A 16,112-nucleotide genomic window follows, 5' to 3' on the forward strand; every position below is an offset into this window, starting at 1 on the left:
AAACCGTATAGGCGTTTCTTATTGTCTTCAAAATAAAAGCAGAAAATGAAAGGATGGAAGAAATGGGAGAACTTTTTTGGATGATTTTGTTCGGAGCGTGTATTTGGGTACCACTAATTTGGAATAAAATTGCGATTGGCAAGCGCATCGCACATGAAGAAAAGAAAGCCGGACGTGATTTAACAGGGGAAATCAATCCGTTTACTGGAGGAAGAATGTAAATAGAGATTAAGACATCTCTAAATTACTCCCATTGAAAGACGAACAAATAGGATAAATGAGCTCATATGAATTGTTTGTGACACCGCTGTTAATTTCCGTGCAAGGCTTCGCTTTCCGCGGGCGGCCGGTGAGCCTCCTCGTCGCTTACGCTTCTGCGGGGTCTCACCTGTTCCGCTTTTCCCGCAGGAGTCTTCGCCTTGCCCTCCAATCAACAGCTAGAAGCAGCTACCTACATAAAACTTACATTCAGCCTATCCATAAAAAATCCGAACGAATTTAATTCTCTACCAAGAATCTCAATGCATCGTTCAAATTTCCCTACCACTAATAAAATACGTTTGTCTCAGCCTCTTCATTAGTAAAGAAAACAATAGTTTAATTTTGTTATTAATAGTATAATTAACCATATTTATTTTGGATAGAAAGGCTGATGAAAAGGTGTTAATATTCTTTTTGGCCGGCATGGTACTTGTGCTGGTGATGATTATTTTTTCGCGTACGCTCTGGGTGCCCAGCGGAATGGTAGAGCGTCTCGGCAAGAAAAAGTGGTTTCAAAACCACTGGCTGAGCGGAGGCTATTTGTTTGGCATTAATGCTTTATATTTTGGTACTACGATATTTTTACTCTATCTTCTTATGTTTACAGATATCCCTTATTTACATCTTGTTCTTATGTTTTTAGCGACGATTGTAAGTATTTTCACGTGGAGCGCTTTTAGTACAGCATGGACAGGGTCATTTAAAAACCGTCTTAAAATGGCTTTAACAGGAAGCAGCTTTTATTTAATATTGGCATTGATTATGGTGATCCAGTGGCTAAGCGTTAAGCCTCTGTATCCCAATGAAGATACGTTTATGCGAGCTTTAGGATGGATGCTTGGCTTTTTCGTTTCAGCCGTTGCTTTTAGTATATGTTTTATCTTCACTGCGTTTCTTGGAAAACGTTCAGCACGTGTGTAAGGATATCATCCGTTTATTAACGTTCTTTTCTAGTTAACTACTATTGACGAAAGCAGGGGTAAACGTGATTCGAGAAATTTTAGCTTCCGATGCAGCCGCTTTTTTAGCGTTAAATAAAGAGCTTGATCGAGAAACAGCGTGTATGCTGTACGAGGAAAATGAGCGTGCGACCACGCTTGAACAGCAGAAAAAAATGATTACAACTTTTTTAAAGATGCCGAACTCAACCATTTTAGTGGCGGAACAAGACGGACAGCTCGTTGGTCATTTATCTGTGATTGGCGGAAGCGTTAACCGAAAAAAACACAGTGCATACTTAGCTGTTGGGGTGCTTCAATCTTACGGAAACCGAGGCATCGGCACTTCGTTGTTTAAAGAAATGGAGAAATGGGCAGCACAGAGCGGCATTAAACGAGTAGAGCTAACGGTGATGACCCACAATGAACCGGCCATTTCGCTGTATAAAAAGATGGGTTTTGAAATAGAAGGGAAAAAAGTATGTTCACTCGTTGTAGATGAAAAATCAGTCGATGAATATTATATGGGGAAGGTTTTTGAAAAAACGTGCTTAAAGGAGAAATGAACATGGAAACGACGATTGTTCAGTTAAACGAATGGGTGGTAAAGCTTCCTAAAAAGCTTGAAGTACTCTCTGAAGCAGAGGCGTCAAACCGTCCTGCTCCTAAGAAATGGTCACCAAAAGAAATTGTCGGCCACTTATGCGACTCAGCCATTCACAATTTACAGCGCTTTATCAACGTGCAGCATGAAAAAAATCCTTGTGTACTGACGCCTTACAAACAAGATGAATGGGTAGAACTGCAGCACTATCAAGATACGTCCATGAAAGAAGTAGTTGCCCTATGGAGCAGCTTAAATAAGCAAATTGCTTCCGTTCTTTTGCATATACCAATAGAAAAGCATACGTATCAATTCGAACTAGGAGATGGAAAGTTCGTTTCGCTTGAATGGTTGGCTAAAGATTATATCGCTCATTTGGAGCATCATATCAAGCAAATCGACGCTCAAATGCCGCTAGGAGGCAAAGAGGATGAAAAAAGAACATAAAAAAGAAGAATCTCAGGTGAAAGTCGATTTGAGAGCAGGCCGCGCCTATGGTGACCACGAATACATAGGAGCTTCGAAAAAGGGCGTGCTTCTTGCTTTGTTACCCGTTCTGATCATTGCTGGAGGTATATTTTTTTTGATGGTAAAATGATAAAAGCCGCATTATAGCGGCTTTTTTTCATAAAGGTGCTGGGTTTTGCTTCCTTCGGGATTGTTGAGGCTTTCTAGGGTGGAAAAGCCTGCGTGTTCTGCGACTATTTTAGCTGCAGAAGGAAGCGTTTCGACTCTTTCCCAAGATTCTGGGTTCCACAGTTTTGATCGCTTGAACGCTTTGCTGCAGTGGAGAAAGCACTCTTGTACTTCGACGCCGATAGCGAGCAGCGGAGGTTTATTTTGAACCGCCATTGTTTCAAGCAGCGCTTTTTCTTTTACAATGCAAGCTTTGCCGTTAATACGCAGCGTTTCTTCTATGCCTGGAATTAAAAAAAGTAGCCCTATTTGAGGATTAGATAAAATATTTTCCAATGAATCTACTTTTTGATTGCCGCGCCTCTCTGGAATCAACAGCCTTTTCTCATCGACGACTTGTACAAAACCAGGGTGATCACCCCGCGGAGAGCTGTCGCAAATTCCTTTATAATCAGCTGTAGCAATGATAACAAAAGGGGAATGTTTAATAAATTCCCGGCAGTGTCGATCTAAATAAGGAATTATTTTTTGATGCGCCAATTTGTTAGGCGTGCCGACTATACGGCGAAGCTCTTCTTTCGTTTTTACTTGTTCTTTAAAGTGACTGTTTTTCATTCCTCTTTTCACTCCTACTGTATGCGTATACTGAAAATACCATTTTTATATATGAAATACTATATTTTTATATTAAAAAAACAGAAAAATCAGTATATTTAAATGAAGTAGAAGTGTTATAACGCTAGCTTCGGTCTTTTTTTAAATTTTTGATTGCGTTATCAAATATGTCATTAACCGTTCTCATATGTTCGCTGACAAGATGATTCGAGTCTTTTTCTCGCTGGCGCATGTCTTTTAACAAATCATCCATATCATCTAGCAAACTTTGAAAATACTCATCTTTTTGTTCTTCTTTCATTGTGGAATCGTCCATTTCATCGAGCTTATCGAGCTTATCTTCAATTTTTTTGAAGTATTCATCTCTCAAGAGTCTCACCTCATTTATAAAGTAGCTTTCTGCTTATTGTATGCAAAATGTTTGTTTGCATGAGTAAGAAGTAGAAAGAGTATAAAGAAAAAAGAGTCTAAAAAGCTCATTTGCATCTTAGTAGGTTACTTTTTAGTTCCCATATTACTTTAAAGTGCGTACTTTTTTTTCGTGTTTCCATGCTTCATAATAAATTTTGTCAGGGAATAATAAGACATTTAATAAATTGATTATACGAATCAAATTCTAAAATAGAGGTATAAAAATTTCAGGAGGTTTTATTCATATGAGAGAGATACTGCAAGGAAAACTAGGTTTTGGAACAGCACCACTAGGCAATATGTATCGCAATATTCCAGAAGAAGAGGCCATCGCAACGGTTGATGCTGCTTGGGAAAGCGGCATCCGCTACTTTGACGCAGCCCCTCTTTACGGAGCTGGCTTAGCAGAAATGCGCCTTGGTGAAGCACTATCAAAAAGAAACCGCGATGAGTATGTGCTAAGTACAAAGGTAGGTCGCGTCATTTCAGATGAATTGGAAGATACATCTTCACGTGATATGGGAGAAAAAGGCGGGCTTTTTGAATTCGGCCGTAAAAATAAAATTATTAATGACTATAGCGCTGATGCAACTCTTCGTTCAATTGAACAAAGCTTAAACCGTTTAAAAACAGATCGCTTAGACTTTGTGTATATTCATGATGTTGCGCAAGATTTTTATGGAGATGAGTGGGTAGGACAATTTGAATCTGCTCGAACGGGCGCATTTCGTGTGCTTACACGTTTGCGCGAAGAAGGAGTTATAAAAGGATGGGGACTTGGAGTAAACCGAGTGGAACCAATCGAAATTATGCTGGAGCTAGAAGAAGCAAAGCCTGATGTATCGCTGCTCGCTGGCCGATACACGCTGTTAGATCATGAACGTGCGCTGCAGCGAGTGATGCCCGAAGCTGTAAAGCATAATATGGACATCGTTGTCGGCGGACCATACAGCTCAGGCGTTCTTGCTGGAGGTACACACTTTGAATATCAAAAAGCGTCTTCAGACATTATGGCAAAAGTAGAAAAAATCAAAGCCATTGCAGATCGTCATCAGATCAGCATTAAGGCTGCTGCTGTACAGTTCTCGCTTGCTAATCCAGCGGTTGCTGCCGTTATTCCTGGCGCCAGTCGTCCAGAGCGTATTGCAGAAGACAAAGCGGCATTAAACACTGTAATTCCGGCAGCCTTCTGGGAAGAAATGCGTGAACAGCAGCTTGTAGCGTCTCATGCACCGCTGCCAATAAACGTTAAATGAAGGTAGAACGGTAAATAGTAAGTAGAAAAAGAGGCTGGAACAAAAGTATTTTAGACGAAGTGAAAAACGAACCATTGATCAAAATTTTTGATTAGTGGTTCGTTTTTTTATTAGGGTGAACGTAGGTTTCACCTGTTTAGATCTTTCTAGCAGGTGATTGGAGGGCAAGACGAAGACTCCTGCGGGAAAAGCGTAACAGGTGAGACCCCGCAGGAACGCAAGTGACGAGGATTCTCATCGACCGCCCGCGGAAAGCGAAGTCTTGCACGGAAATAAACTGCGGTGTCACAAGCGGTTCAGCTCATGTATGCCATTTGTGCGTCTTTAAATTGGATTCATCTCGTTATGTCTCAGCCTCTTTTTTTGTTTTGAGATAGGGGTTTGTCATATATTTAGTAAGAAATGGTTAAATGCGAACGATTTATATGAATAATATTAAAATATTCGCTTTTTATATTGAATAACCATTTTGTATTTGATACATTTAGAAAGTGAAAAATATTGCTCGTATATGCTTGGAAATATGGTCTAAGTGTCTCTACCTGGTTCCCATTCAAAGAACTGGACTACGAGTTAAAGTATAAAAATGTTCGGTTTACCCAGACAGAAGCTGTATTCCGTACTTAATTTCTTATACTTTGACTCTAAAAAACGTAGACCATGAAACATGCTCTAGGTTTTTTTCTTTTGTCCAATCATCGAGTGTATGAAACAGCAAAACGAAATGGAGTGAAAGTAACGATCTATGAAAAACAAGATGTTAAAAACAGGTGCTTTATTTACTATTGGTATGGTTTTACTGCTATCTATACTTGCCGGGTGTAATTCAGCTTCAAAAAAAGAAGCCGGAGATAAACAGAAGCAGAAGCCTATTATTGTGCAAGGGCCGATGCCGATAGAAGCGCAGAAATTCGCTAAAAAATTAGAAAATGTAAAAGAAGAAAAGTCAGGGAATTTTGTTTTTTACAAAGGAACTGTCGACAATTATCCGGTCATTGTGGTTAAAACGGGAAAAGGAATGGAAAACACGGCAGCTGCTACAGCGATAGCTATAGAAAAATACCATCCTAAAGCAATTATCAACCAAGGAACATCAGGCGGGCATGATGAAAACCTGAACATGTTTGATATTGTATTAGGAAAGCGAACAACGAATATAGGCTCTTTAAAAACAGAAGATAAAAAAGAAGGCGAAGGAATGGATCCTACTGCGTGGAAGCCGATGGATTTAATGGCTTCTGAAGGAAGCGCTGGAGAAGATCCTGATGCTGAAAAAGCTCGTTATTATGAAGGAGATAAGAAGTTACTTGCGGCTGCAAATGCAGTAAAAGATACATATAAAAAAGGAAAAGTGGTTGAAGGAACGATAGGATCAGCAGACACGTGGAATAACGAAGTGGATCGAATTAAGTGGTTCCATACTAAGTACGGGACGTCTGTAGAAGAAATGGAAGGCGCAGCGGCAGCACAAATTGCAGGAAGCTACGACGTTCCATTCTTGGGTATCAGAGTGTTATCTAACAACAAAGTAAACGGTGGAAAATATAATCCAAATACAGCAGCCGCTTGCCAAGACTATGTTTATGAAGTAATTAAACATTATATCAGCACAAACGCTAAGTAAATCTTTATTTAAAAAAGCATCAAAGCTTTTGTTTCTCTAACAAAAGGCTTTGATGCTTTTTTCGTCATGTCTATAGGGGTTTACTGTATTTACGCTATCAAAATTTTATAAAATAAATGGATTGGTAAATTTAAAGTTTATACAACTCTTCATACTTTTTCGTCAAATAATTAATTAACGGCTGAGCATCAATTCTATCTATAGAAAGACCAGTTAATATCTCTTTTGGCGTCTTTAGTTTTCCATACTGGTGAATATGCTGTTTTTGCCAGTCTGCTATAAGCGATAGATTTTGACTCGAAATGATTTCATCAAAGTCAGGGTGGTCTTTGATCACGGCTTCTCTTAGCTGAGCTGCATAAATGAAGCCTATATTGTAGGAAGGAAAGTAGCCAAACGCTCCTCCGTACCAGTGGCCATCCTGCAATACTCCGTCAATGTCCGTTTCTGGTTTGATTCCTAAGTACGCTTCATATTTTGTATTCCATGCGGAAGGAAGATCCGAGACGCGAAGCTTGTCAGCGAATAAATCTCTTTCTAGCTCGTAGCGAATGATAATATGCAGCAGATACGTAAGGTCATCTGCTTGCAAACGAATAAGAGAAGGTGTGACTTCATTTAAGGCAAAGTAAAGAGTTTCAAATGAAATATTACCGTAGATCGCAGGTTCTAACTCTTTGAATAAGTGAGCGTGATTTCTCCAAAACCCTTCATGTTTTCCGATGATGCGTTCCCAAAAAAGAGATTGAGATTCATGCAGTCCCATAGACGTGTATGCGCCTAACCCTGTGTCAAGCAACTCAGAGCTAATTTGCTGATTATAAATAGAATGTCCGCCTTCATGTAAAAACATAAAAGCTGCCAGTTTTACATTGTGTTCGTCGTATCTTACTGCAAGCCTTGCATCGTGAGGGTGAATGCCTGCACTAAACGGGTGGCTAGTGGTGCCTATTTGTCCCGACTTAAAGTTATAGCCAATCGCAGTTAGCAGGTGTTTTCCGAGCTTTTGCTGATTTTCGACCGAAAACGATTCGTGGAGAAACGATGTATCATGTGTAACCGAGGAGCGTTTGATTTTTGTCAGCAAAGGAAGAATAGCATATTTAATTTGTTGAAAAAGCGACTCGATGGTTTCACTAGAAATTTCAGGCTCATATTCTTCTAAAAGCTGTTCGTAAGGAGCGAGGTGAGGATTACGGTACTCCGCAAATCTTTTATGCATATGAATCAGCTGCTGCAGGTTGTCTTCAACGAGCTTAAAGTTATTTTGCTCTCTAGCCTGTGACCAAAGAGCATGAGTAGAAGCTTTTAAAACAGAAAATTGATGATAGTCTTCCAGTGGTACAGCGGAAAGTTTTTGATAGATATTCCAATAGTGCTGTACTTGTTTTTGCTGTATTTGACTTAGATTTTGTTCTTGAAGATGCTGCAATTCTTTTGCAAAGGCTGGATCTGTTTGCAACAAATAAAACTCTTTGGAAAGCGTGCCTTGAATGGTTGCATGCTGCTTTTGACTGTTAAGAGGAGCGGATGTTTTTGCGTCCCATGATAGAAGAGATAAAGCTTGTTTGTAGTGTTCAATCGTTGCAATATGTTCTTTAGTATGAAGACGGATGGCAGAGTTCATAATATCCTCCTTTAGATAAAATACTTTACTTATAAACATACTAAGAATTGAGAATTGAAACAAGACAAATTGAATCAGTAATTGCAAAGAAACAGTTTAATTTTGCTAATTTCACAAACAAATGGAAAGGTGGTAGGATGGTTTATATTCCTACTAACCTTACAAAAATAGTGGGTTTTAAAAAGTGATTTTAATTATTGGGAGAATGACGTTGAAACAGGTTAAGGTGAAATGGTTATTATTTATTGTGATTGCTTTATTTGTTGCCGGGTGCAGCAATAATCAAGCAAGCTCAGGCGATAAAAGCACCAGTGCCGCTCAAAAAGACGGAGGTACGCTAAACATTGCGTTTCAAAGCGAGCCAACAACTTTAGATTCTCAGATTACTGGAAATTCTTCAGTTAAAGATGCGGCGCGAAATATTTACGAAGGACTTGTTATTTTTGATAGTAAAGGCAATGTAGAGCCTGATTTAGCAGAAAAAATTGATATAAGCGATGATAAAAAAGTCTACACGTTTCAGCTGCGAAAAGGCGTAAAGTTTCATAACGGAAAGGAAATGACAGCGGACGATGTAGAAGCTTCGATTAACCGCTGGATTAAGCTGTCTTCACTTGGCAAAACAAACTTTGTTGGTGCACAAGTTAAAAGAACAGGAGACTATACGGTTGAGCTTCATTTGAAAACACCGAACGTGAATACGCTGGCACTGCTAGCAGATCCAATTCCGGCAGCCGCTATTTTTCCAAAAGAAATTATCGAAAAAGCACCTGCTGAAGGAGCTACTGAGTTCGTTGGCACAGGGCCATTTAAATTGAAGGAATGGAAAAAGAATCAATATATCACGCTAGAGAGATTTAAAGATTATTCTTCAAAAGGACGAAAAATTAAAAAGACTCCTCACGTAGATGAAATTAAAATTAGTTTTTTAAGCGATGAATCTACTAGAATTTCAGGCATTACAGCTGGACAGTTTGATATTGCCTTAGGTGTTTCAAGCGACAATGCGGCACAAATTGAAAGTACGCAAAACGTTAAGAACAAGCTGGCTCCAGGAGGATTTATTGGTTTATTTTATAACACGCAAGAAGGGTTCTTTAGCGATTTAAATGCTAGAAAAGCTGTAAATGCCACGATTAATGCAAAAGATATTTTATCAAGTTCATACGGCGATTCCGATTATTATGAACTGACTTCATCGATTGTGAATAAAAAATTTCCTAACTATTACAGTGAAGCAGGAAAAGAAGAGTACAATCAGCATGATGAAAAGAAAGCAAAAAGCTATTTGAAAAGAGCTGGATACAGCGGGCAGGAACTGCGTCTTTTAACTTCACGCGATTATCAAGATCAGTACAATACGGCTGTTATCGTCCAGCAAGAGCTTGAAAAAATCGGTGTAAAAGTAAAGCTAGAAGTGTATGACTGGGCAACGTTTACAGATAAAGTAAATGATCCTAAAGCATGGGATATTTACCCGGTAGACTGGGCGGCGCGTTCAACCATTTTCCAAGGATTTTGGACGTCAGGGGGCGCTCCTGTTGAGAAATCAACAAAGTACTTAGATAAAATTAAAGCGGCTGCTTCTGTAAAAGATGCGAGACCAGCCATTGATGCTACGCAGAAATACGTATGGGATGAGCTTCCGTTTACGTTAATTGGTCATAAAGTCAATATTAACGCCGTGTCTACACATGTAAAAGGCTATGATTTTAATTTAGGCCCTGTATTTTATAACGTGAGCGTGAATAAATAACATATATTAAAGAAAGTTACGAAGACCCTTTGCCGGAAAGCAAAGGGTCTTTCGTTTATCTATTTTTCACACCGCTCATTAGTAAAAACAAAGGAATACGCATTCGACGCTCGTAAGTTTCAGCGCTGTCGAAATGTTCTTTTTGAGGACATGCTTCTGTTAAATTTGTAACGGTGAATCCGCTTTGCTGCATCAAAGAAAAGTACTCTTCAAGGGTGCGATGATACTTTTGAACGTATCCACCCATCCAGTGTTGCTGACGGAATCCCGTGAAGAAGTAGTTATCCACCGTCCAGTTTGTGCGTAGAGCGGAAGGCTGAAGAGTAGAAGTAATGACTGGATGTTCAACGGAAAAAACAAATCTTCCTTCAGGTTTGAGTGCTTGATTCACTTTAATGAAAATGGAAGCTAAGTCTTCGATATAGTGAAGAGACAGTCTTGCGGTAACTAAATCGTATTTGTCACGGGGTGGAGTATAGTGCTCCATCGGTTCATGAATCACTCCTGCATTTGGATAGGTTGAAAGCTGTTGCTGAGCTGCGTTTATCATATTGATCGAGCCGTCTACTCCGGTATAAGAGAAACATCCCTGTTCAAGAAGCTCCACGCCAAACCCAGCGTTTCCACACCCTAAGTCTAAAATGTTTGCATCTGTAACATCACCTAGAAGCTGTAGAATAGCTGGTTTTTCAATCGTATCATTCGCATTTTCTTTTTGCTGCCGGCGTTTTGTATAGGCCAAAAACGTCTCGTCATTATCGTAAAATTCAGCTCCTGTTGAGATCTTCAACTAAATCAGCCTCCTTTATGCAAAGTACCTTATTATAATCATATATTCAAATTATTTACAATGATTTTGATGGATATGGAAATAGCGTTTTATTTTGGAGAAGTGCTATCATGTGGAGTAACAAACTTGTACACGTCTATGGAAGATAAGTCTAAAAGCTAAGAGTTGAGTATAGAAAGGGTCAGTCTATGCATAACTCTTAGCTTTTGCTTTGAAGTCGTAAGGAACCATTTGTTTTTGGCGTCGGTCTTATTTCGGTAACTTTTCAACAATTGCTGCGTCTATTTGCTGAGATAATGCGCTGCTAATCTCTTTTTCATGCTCTACTTTTTCTAAAATGAGCTGCTTATTACCTGTCTTGATTTTTAACATCGTACCTGAGTGGATGGAGAAATCATCTCGCAGCTTTTTAGGAATGGTAAGTCGAAAACGTTCATCAATTTTTCGAGATTGAGCCGTAAATATTAAAGTCGTTTTTTCACCGAAATTCATTTCGTATTTTTGAATCACAATGTTATTTTCTTTGTTAATAAAAAATTGAACCTCCATGTTTGCATCCAATTCGACTGACGTTAAAAGTTCAGAAGTGAGCTGAATCTGCCGTCCGGTTAATGTTGCATAATAAGGAGGAGGCGCCCCAGGTTTTTTTGAAAGCGCTATCGTTTTTTCGTCTCTTTTTTTCATAACAATTTGCTGTTCTACTACGTATAGTTCTACATAATCAAAGGGCTTAAGTTCATAGTCATCTCGCAGGGATCTTGGAATGACTATTCTACCCATATGGTCAATTGTTCGAATGAAGATATGAGAAGGAACGGGGACATTTTCATCATGATGATCAATAATAATCCAATCATCACAGCTCCGTAAAAGAACTTTGTCGTTCGTCTCGAGTTTCGTTAGTTGCATAAACAAAGAAGGAAGGGATACTCTTCCCATTTCGTCAATTATACACTCTTCTTTTTTTGTACGCATCTTGCTACTTAATCCTTTCTAAAAACAGTTTAGATGGGGTATGTTACTTAAATTACACAGCATTTATTTCTTTGTCAAATGAAGCAAATGAGTATTTATTCATCGTACAGATTGCGAAATACAGGAAGTTTAACCGGGTTCAGTAGATGTACATGTGTCTCGTGTAAAGAATAATAATCTGAAGAAAACAGCTAATCTATTAATTAAAAAAAACATAGAAATAGAAGTGTTTTTCTTTCTTTTGGTTTTATTGTAGGAAAAAAAACCTTAAAAAGAGGTAGTATCTTTTTTAAAAAGAGTAGATAGAGGTTTTTAAACAAAAAAATACAGCGGAATTCAGTCTGAATAATGAATAGATTTATGCATATTAAGCCAAGAAAAAAATTTCACGCAATGCTTTTTTTACACCTTTTGGGCTCAAGTCATAGTTAAAGGATAAAGAAAAAAGCTCAATGTAATGAGCTTTGAGCTAATTTTATCGTTTTTCAACCAGCAGTAAGATGAAGGTAGCAAGCGGTCCTAAAGCAAGAGATAATAAGAACCAGTTCAGACCGGTTCGATTTTTACCTTGCGCTAATCCGGCATTAATTAGAGCCAGCGTTCCCCATCCTACAACGTATTGATTATCCATATGACACCCCGCTAATATTATTTCTTTATATGATTAACAAATTTTATATTAGCATAAATATCCATATTTTTGATTGGAATTCCTGAATTAGGTGGAAAAGCGGTGAATTTCTTCATGAAACAAAATTCCTGTTTTCCTCCACTCAGTGAAGGTAGTAGTGAATAAGAGAAGGGTGCACGTAGTACACGTGAACGTACTGAGGACGATGATAGTGAAGCTGATGCATATATTGATTCATAAGTCTTTGAATGGCGTCATACACATTGGGCGGGTAGCCATAATAGCCGTGATGAATCCCAACTCGAAACAAGGAAACGGGAGGCGTGGTATTGTTTTTGTACATTGTTCGGTGCTCTTCTGCGCGTTTAACCTTGCGCAGCTGCTCCGCCCGCCGCCGGCGCAGCTTTTCGCTGTCCTAGTTCTTGATCGAGTATAAAAATAGCTGCAGGGTTATTTTGAGCAATTTTTAAGCGGTCTACAATTGTCTGAGCCTGAGCTTCTTCATCGACTTGTTCTCTCAAAAAGTCCTGCACGATGACTAGGGTTTGAGGATCGTTCGCTTGGCTGATAAATTGAAACGCTTGACGATAAGAATTTGTGACGAACTTTTCATGCTCCAATACTTTTTGAAACGTTTCTAACGGTGTCCCAAACTCACTTGGCTGAGCAGGTAAAGAACTTAATTCAACCGTTCCGCCGCGGTCAACTAAGTAGTCAATAAGTTTTAGCATATGAGTGCGTTCTTCTTCAGACTGCAGGCGTAGCCAGCTGCCCATTCCTTTATAGTTTAATCGATTCATATAGTTAGACATAGCTAGGTACAAAGTTGAAGAGACGTGTTCAAGTTGAATTAAGTTATTGAGCAGTTTTTGAATTTGTTCGTTCATATTTGTTATTCCTCCTTAGGGAAAGAATTTCTTTCATATACTAGCTGCAACCCTCACGTTTTTTATGGTGAAAGAAATCTATAGTGATACTATATGTCACTTCTTTAAGTAGGTAACTTGCCCATCCTTTATTGGTGCTTCTTACTTACATAAAGGGGTTGTATAATATAGGAATAAACGTAGTTTAAAAGACTCTTTTTTTAGATGGTTAAAATTACTATGTTCTATTTAACCAATTTAATGATAAAATTGTCACTCTGTGCAATTTTAATTGGTATGAAGGAGTCAGAAAAATGAATATGCAACACGTATTAATACCTGGATTTGAAAAGCTCGCGAGCTTTGTTTTCTGGTATCCATTTATTATGTCTTTATTTTGGATTGCGGGCACGCTTATTTACATACGCTATCGCGACCGAGATCCTAAAGTTGATTTTTCAACAGTTGATTGGCCGTTAGTGAGCTTTTTAGTGCCTTGCTATAATGAAGAAGAAACGATTGAAGAAACGCTTAAGCACCTTTTGGCGTTAGATTATCCGTCTAAAGAAATCATCCTTATTAACGATGGAAGCACCGATGGAACAGCTGATATTTTAAAGGAAATCAGCAGGAATCACCCTGAAGTTCGTGTGATTCAGCTTTATGAAAATAAAGGAAAAGCCAACGCGTTGCATTTAGGTGCGCACGCATCTAAAGCTGAGTTTTTAATCTGCTTAGATTCAGACGCTATTTTAGATCAAGACGCTCCGTATTATCTAATCCATCATTTTCTTCATAAAGGGGAACGGCTGGGAGCCGTTACCGGAAATCCGCGCATTCGAAACCGTAATACGCTGCTGAGTCGCATTCAGCTAGTTGAGTATTCTTCTATTATCGGTTCTATTAAACGAACACAGCGAATTTTAGGAAAAGTAATGACGGTCTCAGGCGTAGTAGTGGCTTTTCGAAAGAAAGCACTTGTGGACGTCGGGCTGTGGGATCGTGACATGATTACGGAAGATATCGCCGTAAGCTGGAAGCTGCAGCAGCGCTTTTGGGATATCCGCTATGAACCGCGGGCATTGTGCTGGATGCTTGTGCCCGAAACCTTAAAAGGAATTTGGAAGCAGCGAGTACGTTGGGCTCAAGGTGGGCAAGAGGTAATGCTTCGCCACTGGAAAGTGTTATTAAAATGGAAGCAGCGCAGAATTTGGATTGTATACCTAGAGCAGTGGATCAGTACTCTTTGGTCATTCGCATGGCTGTTTGTGACGATCATGCTGCTTGTTACCGCGAACAGTCCTCAAGACATACTGTTTTGGTTTACGTTTACGTCATTTTCCCTTGTATTTATGAGCTTAATTCAGCTGTTTATTGCGCTGAAAATTGATTCGAAATACGACAACGTGAAGCGGTATTACGTCTGGGCTGCATGGTACCCAGCGCTTTACTGGATTGTCAATACGATTGTGGTAGTGGGCGCATTTCCTCGTGCTATCAGATCTAGAGTGAAAGGAGGCTATGCCACATGGAGCAGTCCAGACCGCGGCTTAACGAAGAGCAAATCATGATTCAAGCTAAGCAGCCTCTTGCTCGATTCGTGATAAGCATCATTGTTTCATCTGTTTTTTGGATGTATTGTGCCATTGTTCTTTGGTTTTTCCTTTCAGCTGTTATCGGCGTAAATGACCGTTACAGCGGGGTATTAAAAATTGCGTTCAAAACGACGAACGGCGAAATTCGAACGTTTTTAGTAATTGGACTCGCTATTTTTTGCTTCTTTTTCCTGGCTCTGTTTTTATGGAGATTCTACAACAAAAAGAGATTTGGAAGCTTAAACCGACGAAAAGAGCCGGCGTATACGAGTATTAAAGATTTAGAGCGTCTTGAGCTTTTATCGAAGGATCAAATTCAAGAGCTTCAGCGTGCACAGTACATCGAGTTTGATGTTAATCCGTTAAAACATACTGAGGAGAGGAAGCACGCATGAAGAAATATGTATTCTTTCTTTTAATTGCGGCAGCGGTAGTTGGCTTTATTTTCTTTAAAGTAGTGAACTGGGAAGATAAGGCGAAAGCAACAACGACCGTGGAGCCAGCGCTTGAGACGAACGGATGCTTAGGCTTAAATTATCATCGCGTGCGCAAGCATAATTGGTTTAATCGAATTGTCAGCTCAGTTACAAAGTCTGACGAACTGACAGAGTACAGCGTCTACAGCAATGATTTTGAACAACAGTTAAAAAAGCTGAAGGAACTTGACGCTACGTTTGTTACGCCAAAAGATATTGAAACGTATCAGCAAAAAGGCACGTTTCCAAAACGCTGCGTATGGATTTCATTTGACGATATTGACCGTACCGTGTATCAAAACGCTTTTCCAATTTTGAAAAAGGAAAACATTCCGTTTACGCTATATGTAATCGCAGGACAAGTGGGAGCAGAGGACTTTCAAAATTTAAATATGGCTTCATGGAGTCAGCTAAAAGAAATGAAAGACAGCGGCCTTGCGACAATCGGTTCGCATACATATGATATGCACCGTTTAGAAGAAGACAAGCCTTTATTTCTGACGCCTGCTAAATACAGCGCGTTTGCTCGTGATTTACGAAAAAGCAAAGAAACGATTAAGAACCATTTAGGAATAGACCCCGTTTACTTTGCCTATCCATACGGCAATACGAATGATGACGTAGCTAAGATTGTGAAAGATGCTGGTTTTCACCAAGCAGCTATTTTAGCTCCTCATGTTATTACAAAAGACAACGATCCGTATTATCTTAACCGGATTGTTGTGTACAACAAAACCTTTCAATATCTTATTCTTCCGTGGCTGACGCGTACGAGCTCATGAGAAGAAAGTGAAAAAAGCCTCTGTCTAAAGCAGAGGCTTTTTTCTGTTTACCATCAAAAGGTATGTCAATTACGTGAAGAAAGTACACTTTCATTTCTATAAAAATCATTTTAATGTTACCATAGAAAAGTTGTGATAACAGATATGGATAAACGAAACTATCTATCAATCCTTTTACAAACTGCGTGTAAGAAGTTTGTAAAGGTGTAAAGAGGAAAAGCGGCAATTGTACGCTTACTATTTTACGAATGTAAGGCAATCGGACAAAC

At 39.2% G+C, this 16,112-nt stretch carries 20 protein-coding genes and 1 riboswitch; of the genes, 11 read left to right on the top strand and 9 right to left on the bottom strand.

The annotated features are described in order from the left end of the window. Nucleotides 1-62 precede the first annotated feature (62 nt). On the top strand, nt 63-221 hold the full coding sequence (locus ACH6EI_RS05300; protein WP_162213596.1) for a hypothetical protein: 159 nt from the start codon (nt 63-65) through the stop codon (nt 219-221). 18 nt (nt 222-239) lie between these two features. On the opposite strand, the gene ACH6EI_RS05305 is transcribed toward ACH6EI_RS05300, so the two are convergent. Then, entirely contained in the window at nt 240-434 is a 195-nt protein-coding gene (locus ACH6EI_RS05305; RefSeq protein ID WP_048407606.1) for a hypothetical protein, read from the bottom strand. Nucleotides 435-684: 250 nt separating this feature from the next. Here ACH6EI_RS05305 and ACH6EI_RS05310 point away from each other — a divergent pair, with 250 nt between their 5' ends. The 4 genes from ACH6EI_RS05310 to ACH6EI_RS05325 all read left to right on the top strand — a co-directional run bounded on the left by ACH6EI_RS05310 (nt 685) and on the right by ACH6EI_RS05325 (nt 2,401). Continuing rightward, complete coding sequence (locus ACH6EI_RS05310; RefSeq protein WP_224980604.1) at nt 685-1,182, top strand: hypothetical protein; 498 nt, start codon at nt 685-687, stop codon at nt 1,180-1,182. 64 nt (nt 1,183-1,246) lie between these two features. After that, nucleotides 1,247-1,765: a GNAT family N-acetyltransferase gene (locus ACH6EI_RS05315; RefSeq protein ID WP_028414969.1), complete on the top strand. Its 519-nt coding sequence runs from the start codon at nt 1,247-1,249 to the stop codon at nt 1,763-1,765. A 2-nt stretch (nt 1,766-1,767) separates the two neighbouring features. Then, nucleotides 1,768-2,250: a DinB family protein gene (locus tag ACH6EI_RS05320; protein WP_028414968.1), complete on the top strand. Its 483-nt coding sequence runs from the start codon at nt 1,768-1,770 to the stop codon at nt 2,248-2,250. Further along, nucleotides 2,234-2,401, top strand: coding sequence for a hypothetical protein (locus ACH6EI_RS05325; protein WP_167387332.1), 168 nt, complete (start codon nt 2,234-2,236; stop codon nt 2,399-2,401). The genes ACH6EI_RS05320 and ACH6EI_RS05325 overlap by 17 nt, the downstream gene beginning before the upstream one ends. Nucleotides 2,402-2,412: 11 nt before the next feature. On the opposite strand, the gene ACH6EI_RS05330 is transcribed toward ACH6EI_RS05325, so the two are convergent. Next, complete coding sequence (locus tag ACH6EI_RS05330; protein WP_028414967.1) at nt 2,413-3,054, bottom strand: pyridoxamine 5'-phosphate oxidase family protein; 642 nt, start codon at nt 3,052-3,054, stop codon at nt 2,413-2,415. Between the two features lie 124 nt (nt 3,055-3,178). Then, entirely contained in the window at nt 3,179-3,424 is a 246-nt protein-coding gene (locus tag ACH6EI_RS05335) for a hypothetical protein (RefSeq protein WP_014458723.1), read from the bottom strand. Nucleotides 3,425-3,710: 286 nt separating this feature from the next. Here ACH6EI_RS05335 and ACH6EI_RS05340 point away from each other — a divergent pair, with 286 nt between their 5' ends. Together ACH6EI_RS05340 and ACH6EI_RS05345 are read left to right on the top strand one after the other, a co-directional pair. After that, nucleotides 3,711-4,721 (top strand): aldo/keto reductase, encoded by a 1,011-nt coding sequence (locus ACH6EI_RS05340; RefSeq protein WP_028414966.1) that lies wholly within the window; start codon nt 3,711-3,713, stop codon nt 4,719-4,721. A gap of 485 nt (nt 4,722-5,206) precedes the next feature. Then, nucleotides 5,207-5,310: riboswitch (purine riboswitch) on the top strand. Between the two features lie 156 nt (nt 5,311-5,466). Further along, nucleotides 5,467-6,345: a 5'-methylthioadenosine/S-adenosylhomocysteine nucleosidase gene (locus ACH6EI_RS05345; RefSeq protein WP_394530434.1), complete on the top strand. Its 879-nt coding sequence runs from the start codon at nt 5,467-5,469 to the stop codon at nt 6,343-6,345. A gap of 130 nt (nt 6,346-6,475) precedes the next feature. Here ACH6EI_RS05345 and ACH6EI_RS05350 read toward each other — a convergent pair whose 3' ends face one another. Next, nucleotides 6,476-7,972: a gluzincin family metallopeptidase gene (locus tag ACH6EI_RS05350; RefSeq protein WP_028414964.1), complete on the bottom strand. Its 1,497-nt coding sequence runs from the start codon at nt 7,970-7,972 to the stop codon at nt 6,476-6,478. 205 nt (nt 7,973-8,177) lie between these two features. Here ACH6EI_RS05350 and ACH6EI_RS05355 point away from each other — a divergent pair, with 205 nt between their 5' ends. Then, the gene (locus tag ACH6EI_RS05355; RefSeq protein ID WP_099331378.1) at nt 8,178-9,728 is read left to right on the top strand and encodes an ABC transporter substrate-binding protein; all 1,551 of its coding nucleotides are present in this window, start codon (nt 8,178-8,180) and stop codon (nt 9,726-9,728) included. Between the two features lie 55 nt (nt 9,729-9,783). On the opposite strand, the gene ACH6EI_RS05360 is transcribed toward ACH6EI_RS05355, so the two are convergent. The 5 genes from ACH6EI_RS05360 to ACH6EI_RS05380 form a co-directional block, all read right to left on the bottom strand. Then, on the bottom strand, nt 9,784-10,518 hold the full coding sequence (locus tag ACH6EI_RS05360) for a class I SAM-dependent DNA methyltransferase (protein WP_049166000.1): 735 nt from the start codon (nt 10,516-10,518) through the stop codon (nt 9,784-9,786). Between the two features lie 249 nt (nt 10,519-10,767). Continuing rightward, nucleotides 10,768-11,493 (bottom strand): AbrB/MazE/SpoVT family DNA-binding domain-containing protein, encoded by a 726-nt coding sequence (locus tag ACH6EI_RS05365; RefSeq protein WP_108674278.1) that lies wholly within the window; start codon nt 11,491-11,493, stop codon nt 10,768-10,770. Nucleotides 11,494-11,968: 475 nt separating this feature from the next. Next, the gene (locus ACH6EI_RS05370) at nt 11,969-12,124 is read right to left on the bottom strand and encodes a hypothetical protein (RefSeq protein WP_014458731.1); all 156 of its coding nucleotides are present in this window, start codon (nt 12,122-12,124) and stop codon (nt 11,969-11,971) included. A 142-nt stretch (nt 12,125-12,266) separates the two neighbouring features. Further along, nucleotides 12,267-12,467, bottom strand: coding sequence for a hypothetical protein (locus tag ACH6EI_RS05375; protein ID WP_028414960.1), 201 nt, complete (start codon nt 12,465-12,467; stop codon nt 12,267-12,269). A gap of 22 nt (nt 12,468-12,489) precedes the next feature. Then, on the bottom strand, nt 12,490-13,011 hold the full coding sequence (locus tag ACH6EI_RS05380; RefSeq protein WP_014458733.1) for a ferritin: 522 nt from the start codon (nt 13,009-13,011) through the stop codon (nt 12,490-12,492). Nucleotides 13,012-13,304: 293 nt separating this feature from the next. On the opposite strand from ACH6EI_RS05380, the gene pgaC reads away from it, so the two are divergent. From pgaC to icaB, 3 genes are read left to right on the top strand one after another with little or no spacing between them, the layout of a single operon-like run. Beyond that, entirely contained in the window at nt 13,305-14,561 is a 1,257-nt protein-coding gene (gene pgaC, locus ACH6EI_RS05385) for a poly-beta-1,6-N-acetyl-D-glucosamine synthase (RefSeq protein WP_034328181.1), read from the top strand. Further along, a complete protein-coding gene (pgaD, locus tag ACH6EI_RS05390; RefSeq protein ID WP_028414958.1) occupies nt 14,519-14,980 on the top strand; it encodes a poly-beta-1,6-N-acetyl-D-glucosamine biosynthesis protein PgaD in 462 nt (153 codons plus the stop codon). The genes pgaC and pgaD overlap by 43 nt, the downstream gene beginning before the upstream one ends. Further along, entirely contained in the window at nt 14,977-15,843 is an 867-nt protein-coding gene (gene icaB, locus ACH6EI_RS05395; protein WP_028414957.1) for an intercellular adhesin biosynthesis polysaccharide N-deacetylase, read from the top strand. The genes pgaD and icaB overlap by 4 nt, the downstream gene beginning before the upstream one ends. The last annotated feature ends 269 nt before the right edge of the window (nt 15,844-16,112 follow it).

Origin of the sequence: Priestia sp. JSM ZJ58 (assembly GCF_044383985.1) — a bacterium.
In the GTDB taxonomy this organism is placed as follows: domain Bacteria; phylum Bacillota; class Bacilli; order Bacillales; family Bacillaceae_H; genus Priestia; species Priestia zanthoxyli.

What these genes read in the sequence shown, in the direction of transcription:
- ACH6EI_RS05300 (WP_162213596.1), top strand. Translation starts at nt 63, where the DNA reads ATGGGAGAACTTTTTTGGATGATTTTGTTCGGAGCGTGTATTTGGGTA.
- ACH6EI_RS05310 (WP_224980604.1), top strand. Translation starts at nt 685, where the DNA reads ATGGTACTTGTGCTGGTGATGATTATTTTTTCGCGTACGCTCTGGGTG.
- ACH6EI_RS05320 (WP_028414968.1), top strand. Translation starts at nt 1,768, where the DNA reads ATGGAAACGACGATTGTTCAGTTAAACGAATGGGTGGTAAAGCTTCCT.
- ACH6EI_RS05325 (WP_167387332.1), top strand. Translation starts at nt 2,234, where the DNA reads ATGAAAAAAGAACATAAAAAAGAAGAATCTCAGGTGAAAGTCGATTTG.
- ACH6EI_RS05330 (WP_028414967.1), bottom strand. Translation starts at nt 3,054, where the DNA reads ATGAAAAACAGTCACTTTAAAGAACAAGTAAAAACGAAAGAAGAGCTT.
- ACH6EI_RS05340 (WP_028414966.1), top strand. Translation starts at nt 3,711, where the DNA reads ATGAGAGAGATACTGCAAGGAAAACTAGGTTTTGGAACAGCACCACTA.
- ACH6EI_RS05345 (WP_394530434.1), top strand. Translation starts at nt 5,467, where the DNA reads ATGAAAAACAAGATGTTAAAAACAGGTGCTTTATTTACTATTGGTATG.
- ACH6EI_RS05350 (WP_028414964.1), bottom strand. Translation starts at nt 7,972, where the DNA reads ATGAACTCTGCCATCCGTCTTCATACTAAAGAACATATTGCAACGATT.
- ACH6EI_RS05355 (WP_099331378.1), top strand. Translation starts at nt 8,178, where the DNA reads ATGACGTTGAAACAGGTTAAGGTGAAATGGTTATTATTTATTGTGATT.
- ACH6EI_RS05365 (WP_108674278.1), bottom strand. Translation starts at nt 11,493, where the DNA reads ATGCGTACAAAAAAAGAAGAGTGTATAATTGACGAAATGGGAAGAGTA.
- ACH6EI_RS05370 (WP_014458731.1), bottom strand. Translation starts at nt 12,124, where the DNA reads ATGGATAATCAATACGTTGTAGGATGGGGAACGCTGGCTCTAATTAAT.
- ACH6EI_RS05375 (WP_028414960.1), bottom strand. Translation starts at nt 12,467, where the DNA reads ATGTACAAAAACAATACCACGCCTCCCGTTTCCTTGTTTCGAGTTGGG.
- ACH6EI_RS05380 (WP_014458733.1), bottom strand. Translation starts at nt 13,011, where the DNA reads ATGAACGAACAAATTCAAAAACTGCTCAATAACTTAATTCAACTTGAA.
- pgaC (WP_034328181.1), top strand. Translation starts at nt 13,305, where the DNA reads ATGAATATGCAACACGTATTAATACCTGGATTTGAAAAGCTCGCGAGC.
- pgaD (WP_028414958.1), top strand. Translation starts at nt 14,519, where the DNA reads ATGGAGCAGTCCAGACCGCGGCTTAACGAAGAGCAAATCATGATTCAA.
- icaB (WP_028414957.1), top strand. Translation starts at nt 14,977, where the DNA reads ATGAAGAAATATGTATTCTTTCTTTTAATTGCGGCAGCGGTAGTTGGC.